Annotated in this window: 5 protein-coding genes; all 5 read right to left on the minus strand. The window is 38.4% G+C overall.

What is annotated here, in order from left to right:
• Positions 1-87: 87 nt before the first annotated feature.
• The 5 genes from DWB64_RS16335 to DWB64_RS16355 all read right to left on the minus strand — a co-directional run bounded on the left by DWB64_RS16335 (position 88) and on the right by DWB64_RS16355 (position 11,237).
• Complete coding sequence (locus tag DWB64_RS16335) at positions 88-1,842, minus strand: O-antigen ligase family protein (RefSeq protein WP_129489313.1); 1,755 nt, start codon at positions 1,840-1,842, stop codon at positions 88-90.
• A 91-nt stretch (positions 1,843-1,933) separates the two neighbouring features.
• Positions 1,934-2,728, minus strand: a complete 795-nt coding sequence (locus DWB64_RS16340) for an S-layer homology domain-containing protein (RefSeq protein ID WP_129489314.1) — start codon at positions 2,726-2,728, stop codon at positions 1,934-1,936.
• A gap of 1,407 nt (positions 2,729-4,135) precedes the next feature.
• Positions 4,136-8,725, minus strand: a complete 4,590-nt coding sequence (locus tag DWB64_RS16345) for a S8 family serine peptidase (RefSeq protein WP_129489315.1) — start codon at positions 8,723-8,725, stop codon at positions 4,136-4,138.
• A gap of 311 nt (positions 8,726-9,036) precedes the next feature.
• Entirely contained in the window at positions 9,037-10,131 is a 1,095-nt protein-coding gene (locus tag DWB64_RS16350; protein ID WP_164980460.1) for a TolC family protein, read from the minus strand.
• A gap of 11 nt (positions 10,132-10,142) precedes the next feature.
• Complete coding sequence (locus DWB64_RS16355; protein WP_129489317.1) at positions 10,143-11,237, minus strand: TolC family protein; 1,095 nt, start codon at positions 11,235-11,237, stop codon at positions 10,143-10,145.
• Positions 11,238-11,325 lie beyond the last annotated feature (88 nt).

An 11,325-nucleotide genomic window follows, 5' to 3' on the forward strand; every position in this document is an offset into this window, starting at 1 on the left:
ATGTTGGGTTGTTTTTGTTCATAAAGAGAGGGTAGATATAAAACCTACCCGTACCTTTTTGCTGTTTGGTAAGGGTTGCCATGAAGCCTACCCGTACGTTTTTTGTTTTGGGGTGTGATGGAGTGCTGTGATTATGCTTATTAGTGTTGTTATTGCTATGATACTATCGTTTACGATTCCTACGATGATAAAGCCAATGATTGCAGTGCTTAGTAGCGGATGTGATTTTATGATTGAAATTATAATCACGATGCTCAAACTGATGAGGCCTAAGAGTCCAAAGTTTATGAGTACAGATAAGCCTGTATTGTGTACTTTATCGACGATTGTATCATATCCCATTACACCGTTCGTTTTACCGAAAAGATCAATTTGTGGGTAGTTAAGTGCGAAAGTGTCTGCACCATAACCAAGCAAAGATTTTTTTTGAATCATTGGTATCGTCCTGTTCCAAATAAAACCTCTCTTAGTGAACGAACTTTCATTTTTAAATAAGTCCAACTTATCAACCATTAAATCGCTATTGTTAATCGCAGCATAATTTACAGTAAAGAGATCATAATCCGATTGGTAGTCAAAGTAAAGTCTTTGAGCGGTCGTTTTATCTTCATTATAGGATATGACTTGAACTTTATAGGTTTCTATAAACAGTGCTATTCTAAGCTTTGTAGTGCTTTCTGGTATATCATAATAAATGTAATTTTTAGCAATTTTGCTTTCCACTTCATTATCACTTGAATCAAACACTAAAATTTGCTTACCATCTGGTTGCAATTTAACTACCGTACCGTCTTTCATGGTAATGACCATAGCATTGCTTTGCATTTTGATCGAATCAAATCTACTTTCTTCTGGTGTTTCTGCTTTGAATATTTGCATGACTTCTGTTAATTGAGTTTGTACAAATGGATGCTGATACGCACCTAACACAGCTAACAGCATCATAACAGGCACTACAATTTTTAGCAGTACGTGTACTTTTGATTTGAAGGTTACGAATAATAAGGTTAGTGGTAATATGATTGCTATAGTGATCAGTCCACCGGTAGATTTTGAACCTACTAATGCGAGCAGATTAAGCACTGCTATTACAACAAAAAGTACACGCATGCTCCACTTTTGTGTATAGGTCATGCAATATGCAATTAATGGTATAATCACAGAAACTAGCGAACCAATATAGTTTTGATTGTATAGTGTGCTGTATACTGTGCGTTCTGAAAAAGGAAATCTTAAGCTTTGTCCCATCGCTTTGTAATTCGACCCTAATATCAGCTGCTTCCCGAATTCCGTTTGATATAAGTCAAAACCGAACATTTGGAACACACCAATCACTGCTATTACTCCAGAACTTAACACCATGCTTTTGATTAGGGTGTAGGCGTGGTCTTTTGTACTTGCAAAGGTATATACGGCATAGGATGTCATACAGTACGACAACCACGATAGTGTACCTTCGTACCTGTCTAGATACCCAACTAACGCTACGTCTTTGTTTTCTGAGAAGATAAACGACAGTATGATTGAACCTGCAAAAGCTAGTAGTGTGCCGGTAAATAAATTTAGTTTATAGCCGATTTGGTGTTTACGTCTAAAGTAGAGTGCACCGATAAAGAAAATCACCGCCCCTATTTGCAGCCATACGGCTTTGAAGTAGGCGAAAAAATCTACGGCATTGACAATGCCGTAGTAAGGTTGCATGGCTTTTGGTACTTCTACTATTTTGCCAAAGACGAATAGCGGTAAAATGAATATCCAGACCGCAATTATTTTTATCCAGATGTCTCTTGTGGCTTCCATTTTCTTATTTGTTTTGATCGTCGTGTTCTTTTTTTTGCTCATAGTATCGTCCTCACAATAAAGTGTCGTAGTCAATGTGAATTACAGCCTTATCTATTGTAACATGCGAGGACTATAATACCAACTCAATATACTAATTTATAACATTAATGTTAATAGGACTGGTCGCATCGATTCCCTCTTTAGATACTATGATTTTTGCTGTTGCCGTTGAAATCGCTTGGGTGACAACCTCGTCTGCTTTTGGTGAGTAGGTACTTACATTCAGTGTGATGACACCGCTATTCACAACTACGTCATTGATCACGACCGAATAGCCACCTGTAGAGTGCGGTCCCCATGTTAGTGTGATTTGGTAGTCGCTGTCGCTTATTGATTCGAGTTTGGTTTTGAATTTTGAAAGATCTGTTGTTGTTTCTTTGTTTACTAATGATGCTTTGATATGTCTATACATAATCACCATCCCCTCCGCTCTTGTGAGTGTCTTTTTAGGCATGAAATCGCCGTTTAGGCCGCCTTTTACAAGACCTAGTTCTGTAGCCCAGTAAACCGCTGTCACGTAACTGGAGTCGATTTTATCTTCATCACGGTACACAATTTTATCGGTCCATGTAATATTCTTATTTTCTGCCTGCTCGTAAAGCATTTGCATCGCTTGTTCTCTTGTAATGATCTTGTCTTGCCAAGCCGTTTCTTTGTTAAACTGCATCATACGATCAATCATGATCTGCCATTCTGCATATTTTAAGTCTTGATCAGGTGCTATCTTTGTTTCACTAACACCGCTTATTATTTTGTTGCTCACCAAGTACTCAATTTCAGTTTTTGCCCAGTGATTATCGATGTCTGTAAATTTTTCAATTGGTGATGCGTATACATTCATGATCACCATGATGATTACTAAAAGTAGACTTATCGTTCTTTTCATTTTATTAGCCTCTTTTCGATATGATTTGATTTGATTTGGTTTGGTTTGGTTTGAGAGTTGATATTATTAAAACCACACTAAGGGTTCTTTTTATGCAACTCTTTTGCTACATTGTCCTTTATCATTTGATGCTGGCTGGTACTTTTCATTTGAACATGTATTTTTAAGGCGCTGCGCTTTAACTGCAAGAAAAGCTAAGATATAGGATAAAAGGTTTGCCTTACATTTGGAGCGTAGCGTCTTAAAGGGATGTTTTTTTGAAAAGTCCTGTTTGGGTTACTGGTTAACCTTGATAATGTACAGAAAGTGTTGCTATACATTATTTCTTAGTGTGGTTTTATAGATGGATCCTCTCTTTACCTCTTTGATTTTGAGTTTGAGGAGCAGTGAATATTGGAAAACCACACTAAGGGTTCTTTTTATGCAACTCTTTTGTTACATGTTCTTTGGTCATTTGGTGCTGGCTGGTACTTTTCATTTGTACATGTATTTTTAAGGCGCTGCGCTTTAACTGCAAGAAAAGCTAAGATATAGGATAAAAGGTTTGCCTTGCATTTGGAGCGTAGCGTCTTAAAGGGATGTTTTTTTGAAAAGTCCTGTTTGGGTTACTGGTTAACCTTGATAATGTACAGAAAGTGTTGCTATACATTATTTCTTAGTGTGGTTTTATAGATGGATCCTCTCTTTACCTCTTTGATGTTGAGTTTGAGGAGCAGTGAATATTGGAAAACCACACTAAGGGTTCTTTTTATGCAACTCTTTTGTTACATGGTGTTTGATCATTTGGTGCTGGCTGGTACTTTTCATCTGTACATGTATTTCTAAGGCGCTGCGCTTTAACTGCAAGAAAAGCTAAGATATAGGATAAAAGGTTTGCCTTGCATTTGGAGCGTAGCGTCTTAAAGGGATGTTTTTTTGAAAAGTCCTGTTTGGGTTACTGGTTAACCTTGATAATGTACAGAAAGTGTTGCTATACATTATTTCTTAGTGTGGTTTTATAGATGGATCCTCTCTTTACCTCTTTGATTTTGAGTTTGAGGAGCAGTGCATATTGGAAAACCACACTAAGGGTTCTTTTTATACAACTCTTTTGTTACATGTTCTTTGGTCATTTGATACTGGCTGGTACTTTTAATCTGTACATGTATTTCTAAGGCGCTGCGCTTTAACTGCAAGAAAAGCTAAGATATAGGATAAAAGGTTTGCCTTGCATTTGGAGCGTAGCGTCTTAAAGGGATGTTTTTTTGAAAAGTCCTGTTTGGGTTACTGGTTAACCTTGATAATGTACAGAAAGTGTTGCTATACATTATTTCTTAGTGTGGTTTTATAGATAGCTCTTAATCCTAAAACTTAAGGCGGGGAATATTCCCCGCCTTTCATTTTTTAATAACGCGTGCTTATTTCGATTTAGAAATCGCCAAGTAGGTCAAGTAGTCTGTAAATCATTACAGCTGTTTGAGCTCTTGTTGCGTTTGCTTGTGGTGCGAAGTTGCCGTTCGAACCTTGGATGATACCCGCTTTAGAAGCGAAGTCAACCGCATCAGTAGCCCAAGTCGATACTGTAGCAGCGTCACCGAATGATGTGCCTGTTCCAGTTTCTACTGTAGCGCCTGTTGCTTCAAGTGCTCTTACGATCATTACTGCCATTTGCTCTCTGTTGATGTTTTCTTTTGGATTGAATTTGCCGTTAGATCCACTTACGATACCAAGTGATGCAAGTGTTTCGATAGCTTCTTGTGACCAACCTGATACATCGCCAAACGACGCGTCTTTTTCACCTTTTTTAAGGTTAAGCGCTCTAACAAGTAGTGCTGAGAACTCTTCGCGTGTGATATTGCTGTTTGGAGCAAAGTTGTCTTCTGACTTACCGTTGATGATGTGTCTTGAAGCAAGTACTTCAACCGCATCTTTAGCCCAAGCGATATCCGCTTTCACGTCAGCGAATTTTTTATCAAATGCCATGACTCTGAATTCACCGTCTTTAGCAGCATCTGCTACGATTTTACCGTCAACAAGTTTACCGCCTACGTATTCCCATGCTTGAGTTTCTTCGTTGTAGAAGTATACGCCAAGTTTTCTAGCGTCTTCGACGTCAGTAGGTACTGCTACTTCTACTTTTTCACCGGCTTTTTTCACTTGTCCAGGAGCTACAGGAGCAAAGCCTTTTTCTTCAGCTTTAGCTTCTTTTGCATCTGACGCTGGTGTCGCTGGTGTTGCTGGTGTCGCTGGTGTTGCTGGTGTTGCTGGTGTTGCTGGTGTTGCTGGTGTTGAGCTAGAATTTGATGATGAATTCTTCTTAATCATAAATTCTACCACAGTTTCGTTTCCTACATAGTCTGTAGCTTTTACAACAAACGTATTAGTTGTGTTTGGTAAGCTAACAGTCTGATTTAAGTTGTAAACGATAGCGGCATCTTTAATATCGCCAGCTTTTGGATCTTCAACGTGCTTATAAAGCTCGTCTCCATCTACCGATACAATAAGTGATGTAAAGTTATCTTTTACAAGACCTTTAATCGTATACGATGTAGCAGTACTGCTTACATGGATCACGTTGTTACTGTTCATTTCTTTAATCGTGATCACTGGAGCTGTTGCATCTACAAAGATTGTACGTTCAAACGCAAGCGTTTGGTCGTTAAGGTCCGTAGCAGCTACTTTGATTGTTTGCACGCCATCAAGTTTGTATGTTTTGTCAAATGCAAACTCATAGTTTTCAGTTGTTGGATTGTAAGTAGTCTCTACTTCAACACCGTCGATAGTGAATGTTTTAAGCTGTGTAGCTTCTGTAACATAACCATCAAAGTCAACTGTTCTAGATGAAAGCTGTGCAAATGGTTCTGGATTAATTAGGTGGATCCATGGTTCTTTAACATCAAGGTCAGCATTCACTGCCATGCTTGCAGAACCGACTGTGTTCATCGCATAGTCATTGACAAATACTTGTGCCATGTATGCTTTGTCTGTAGGTATATCGAAGATACCTGTGAAGTTTTCATCGACGATTGTGTCGTTAAGTACTAGTGTGTACATGACATCAACCGCTTTGTTGTCTGTAGCTACTGCAGTGATCGTGTCTGCATCCGCATCATAATCAACTGAAACGATTACCGGATCTACCGTATCGATAGTCACAGGGAACTCAACCGTTTGCCACTCCGCGCCTTCAAAATCGATTTTCGCTTTGATTTGGTAGAAGTAAGCACCGTCATCTGCGATTTCGTTTTTAATTTCTCCATCCCAGATCCAGTTTTCCTGAACTGTAACTTTTGCATATCTTCCATCGAAGTAATTCTTTCTGATGAATTCATCTGCAGTCAATTTTCTGATGACATTTTTATCTGCATCAAGAATATTGATTTCAAGTTCTTTGGCACTTCTTAAGAAAGTGATTTCTGGATAGATGTAATCAGCCATTCCATCACCATCTGGTGAGAACATGATTGCTTCTTTGTCGTAACCTTCTGAAGTTAAGCCAAGCGGTGTATTGAACTCGCCGTCATAATAGTTCATTGAAGTAGTATCGTCTGCTCCATAGAACGATAAGTCATCTACCTCGGCGTTATAAATATCCGTGTCGATGATTGGTGCTTGGTTCCAATCGCCATAGAATCCTGAGTAAGGAATAGACAATTGTGGTTGAACGTCTTCTACGTCTGTGAAGATGACAAAACCGTCTACAAAGTTACCGTTTTCAAAGACAGCTTTAAGAGGTGCTTCATACCACCAGTCTGTTGCATCAGATAAATCAATTGTGATATCAAGCGTAACACTCGAACCTGTAGTTACTGTGATCTGCTTGTTTTCACCTGTTAATTCTTGGTCGTCAACCGAAATCGAAACTAAGTTACTGCCCAAAATCGGTGTAGACGATTGCCAAATTTCTCCGCCGTAAGCGAAGTTTGTACCTACTGGTACTTCAAGATTATAAGTTGTTGTTCCACCTGCGAAGTTATCAAGCTTAACTTGGAAAGTAGTAACATCTCCAATTTCTTTTAAGTTAACTTTAGTAATATTTGTTGATGGATCTACCACAATCGCACCTGAAGTAGTTGCTGCATAAAGATCCATCACGCCAGCACCTTGTCTTCTTGGAGACATGTAATAGACAGGTAGTAGTCCTGCGTACTCTGTTTCCGTATGCGGTACTGCAGTACTCATCATTAGGTTTTTAGCAAGTTGGTATCTTTCTTGACCGACTAAACCAAAATCTTGGTCAATTCTTTGTAGAACAAGCGCAGCACCACCAGCTACGTGTGGTGAAGCCATAGAAGTACCACTCATCATTCCATATTTATCATATTGAAGTGTTGAGTAGATTTGACCACCTGGAGCTGTGATTTCTGGTTTAAAGTCTAAACTAGAAGTTGTACCCCACGATGTGAAGTCAGACATTTTGCCGTAGTTTGGATTTGCAGCTTGTGTTGTCAAGCCAGTAAATTCGATAAAGGCATCATCTGTTCCATCTAGATCTTTTAGCGCATTACCATGTTCTTGACCGATAAATACCGCTGGCACATCTTGTCCGTCAGGATACTGCATGTTTACTAAACTGCCTGCTGCGTTATTGAATACGATAACTCCAATAGCACCGGCGTCTACCGCATTGTTGATCTTATCGACAAATGTGAAGCTACCACGGCTGATTAGTGCGATTTTACCATCTACTTCTGCAGGGAAGTCATCCGCTGATCCACCAAGACCACAATAGACATATTCTACAGGTCCATCAAATGCGTCAACAGGGTCAGTTGGACCTGCAGCTGCGTATACGATGCTTCCTATTGTTGTAGTAGGTGCAACCATGTAAGGAGACATCGCACTGATGTTCTCAATCGAAGCTACTGATAAAGATTCAGGGTTAAGCGAAGGAGAACCAACCACACCGACATCTGGATTGTTGGCAAAAGGTCCATCTCCATATCCCGAACCGAATCTATCTGAGTTACCAGCAGAAATTGCTACGATAACACCACTCTCAGTTGCTTTTTTGATTGCAACTCTTGCTGGATCCTTTTCTTCATCTTCTAAGAAGGAAGCTGTAGAACCTAAGCTCATGTTGATTGCATCAGCACCAAGAATAAGCGCGTCTTCTATTGCTCTTACATAAATGTCACTGTATGTAGTAGAAATTTCTGGGTCGTTACCAAATACTTTCATTGCAAGTATTTGCGCTTGCGGAGCAACACCTTTAATTCCGTCTTCATCGCCGTTCGCACCAACTGTACCAGCTACGTGCATACCGTGCATTGAAGGGTCTGGACCAAGGTCTAGGATTTCTTGGTTGTTGTCCATGTAGTTATAACCGTAAGGCACTTTTTCGTTAAAGTATTTACCAGGTAGGTCAAATCCGTCTAAAGATTGGATTTTTGCATTTTCTGGATTCTCAAGACTGTTCATGTCTTTATGGTCTGGATCTACACCAGTGTCCAGTACTGCAACTACCATGCCTTCACCGTCAAATCCTGAAGCCCAAGTTAAGTGCGAGTTGGTCATCTCGTAACTTGAAGTCATTAGTGGCTCTGGTCTTTCATATACTGCTGCGATAACTATGCTTTTAACACCTGCAAGCTTCTCTGCTATCTTAGCTTCTGCAACTGTCATTGTCGCACTGAAACCGTTAAACACGTTATAAAACTCATTGTGATAAACTACTTTATCAGCAATCGTCTTAATTTCTTTTTTAACAGAATCATGTGTGACTTGTAAATCTGTAACCTTTTTTTCGATCACATTCACGCTCAAATCCTCAAGTCTTACGCCTTTTGCAATAGCGTAGTCGATTACAGGATTTTCTTGCATTTGAACGATAACACGAATTGTGTCATTGTCGCTTAACCCAGCTAGTCGTGGGTCTGACGAAATACTGTTCAAGTCTTTCGCAACGAATGGTGTACTATTTTCTTTTACAATTCCAACGTTAGCAAAGCTAAAACTGAATGTGCTAAGAATCATACACGCAACTAAAAATAACGATAACTGCTTTCTTAGTTTCAAATGAATCCCCTTTCTTTCTAGACAATGATCAGTCTACACTTAATCGACCCCCTTAAGTGTCACCAATCGACATTAACCTCGCCATATAATAATTATTATACAGGCTGTTAAAATAATATAATAAAAACTTGAAAATGTCAATGTTGGATTATGTAACCATTATTTGCTGCAGAAAATGTTTCAAACCCTTCATAAGACTGAACAAATCATAACATTTTTTTATTAGAACAACCTTAACTAAACCTTAAATTGTGAAAATTCAATAAATAAAAAAGAGATATCGCAAAAGCGATATCTCTTAAAAGCACTTTTTAATCTATTGAATATGTCTTAATGATTTTCGAGAACTGCAAGTGAGCTGAATTGAAAGTACACATTGCTTTTTTTACGGCCAAATCCTTGTCCCTAAGATTCATCTTCGCATATGCCAAATCTATCTCGGAGACAAGTCCCAACTCAAGCTTTTTTGTTTCTTCTTCAAGTCTTTTGGCATAAAGCTCCTGGTACTCCAGTGCAATGACATATGACTCATATTTTGTTTGCAAACTACTATACAGTGTGTATATTTCACTTTCAGTTGTCTCAACTATGCTCTCATAGTCATTTTTAGCTACAAGATAATCGTATTCGGCCTGCTTGTATTCCTTCACATTTTCAGCAAAGTTTTCTTTAACCAGATCAAACAAGTTCTCTTTGATTTCTAACGTGTTCTTCGCTTTAGTTACCGCAAACTGGTTTGAGATATAATCTGTAAGATTTTTTTGCAAATCAATATCGTATTGAGGTTTGATCTCCATTTGGTAATCGACAAGAACTTCTTCTGAGTAATCGATACCCATCAATCTTTTTAGTTCCATTTGATCGGTGAAAACTACGTTTTCAAGATTCATGATATCCAGGCGCTGATCTTCGAGTGCGTTTTCTTTTTCAGTCAATTCGATTTGTGTAATCAAGCCGAGTTCTCTTTTTAGCTTAGCTGCTTGATAATCGAGTTCAAAATAAGCCAAGTTCAATCTAGCGTTCATCAATTCTTCTTCTGCAAGTTTAAGCGAACAAATCGCTAGTTCGATATCAATTGCCAATTGATCCTCGTTCATTTTTTTTGTAAGCTTCTCGTAATTCAGTTCGTTTAATGCAATTAAAGGCTGAACCGTATTTAAGTTGTAGACTCGCATTATTTCAGCTTTGTTATCACCCACATAGGTGTACATCGTTGCATCCTTATCAGCATCAGCCTTTGCTTCTTCTAACAATTCTATGTTTATCTCGTCGATTTTTGTTTGCAATGTGTTATTACTTGCTATTTCGATGACTTCATTAAATGTTTTGGCAATCGTATCTCCAAATGTCAATGCGCTTATGGCTATCAGCGATATAATAGCTAGTCTAATATGCTTGTTTTTCATATTCATCCTCCTCAATATGCCGGTCCGATAGAAACAGCATAATTAAGACGCAACCGTTTCGTGTTATAGTCATATGCCGCTAAATAATATCCGTTTTCCAGTTGCATAACATTTTGCGAAAATTCCTTTAGCATGATGCTAGAGATCAAGCCAAGATTATAATTGTTTTGCATTTGAGCATATCTTGTTCTGAGTGAGTCGAGTTGTGCTTTTAATGCGATAAGACTGTTCCTTGATGACTGAAGATCAAAATATGCATCTCTGATTTCATTTTCAATTTGATAGCCTGAGGATTCAATTTTTAAGTGATTCAGTTCAATCGTTCTTTGTAGGTCGTTATAATCCTCTTTCACGTTTTTTGAGTATAGATAGTTTTCGAGCTGATAGTATGGCAAATCCAAAGCGAGGAGTTCATTTGTCTTTTGTAACTGTTTTATTTCAAATCTATTTTCACTTAATTTTGAATAGTACTCAAGTGGTTGTAAATCTGCCGAAATAGGTTCTTCTCTTACTACAATGACTTCTGCTCCGGCCAAGTCTGTCAATTTGGCATTTAGATCGGCATATGTAGTTTGTGCTTCTTTAAGCTCATTGACAAGCATGCGGTTGCTCAAGACTTCTTCTTGAAGGTCTAAATTGGTAATTAAACCTAGCTCATACTTCTTTTGAGCTGCTTCCAATTTAGCCTCTGAGGTTTCTAATTTAAGTAAAGCTAGGTCAGTGCTCTGTTTAGCGGATAATACGGCTAATGATAAATTTCTGGCTCCTAAGTATGTCGCGTTTTCTGCAAGACGGTATCCCATCGCTTTAATCTCATTGCCGATCAATGTCTTATCAAGCGTGGTATTTGCAAGAATCACAAAATTCAACTCTTCACTGTTATCCATTCTAATATTGTACTTCTTATACATACTTAACAGATTTTCGATATTGTTTTGTGTACTTACCGCAGATTGAATCGCGAATTTATCTAGGTTTGCCTGCAGTTCATTTTCGACAAAACTATCACTGGAATCAATCGCCGTACTCAGTAGGATTGGTTGTGCAAAAGCCAATTGCGATGTGATTAACGCACAAGAAATTATGCCTATAAACAATCGTTTCATATTTATTGCCGAGTAGACCCTGTCTCGACTTTCCTCCTTTTTGAAGAGAATCGTATAGTAAAAGGGTTGAGTCTTAAAACACCTTTTA

It is taken from the genome of Fusibacter sp. A1 (assembly GCF_004125825.1).
Taxonomy (GTDB): Bacteria; Bacillota; Clostridia; order Peptostreptococcales; family Acidaminobacteraceae; genus QQWI01.

Bases quoted from the DNA above. Each gene is read 5' to 3' on its own strand.
- DWB64_RS16350 (WP_164980460.1), bottom strand. From the start codon at position 10,131: ATGAAAAACAAGCATATTAGACTAGCTATTATATCGCTGATAGCCATA.
- DWB64_RS16335 (WP_129489313.1), bottom strand. From the start codon at position 1,842: ATGAGCAAAAAAAAGAACACGACGATCAAAACAAATAAGAAAATGGAA.
- DWB64_RS16355 (WP_129489317.1), bottom strand. From the start codon at position 11,237: ATGAAACGATTGTTTATAGGCATAATTTCTTGTGCGTTAATCACATCG.
- DWB64_RS16340 (WP_129489314.1), bottom strand. From the start codon at position 2,728: ATGAAAAGAACGATAAGTCTACTTTTAGTAATCATCATGGTGATCATG.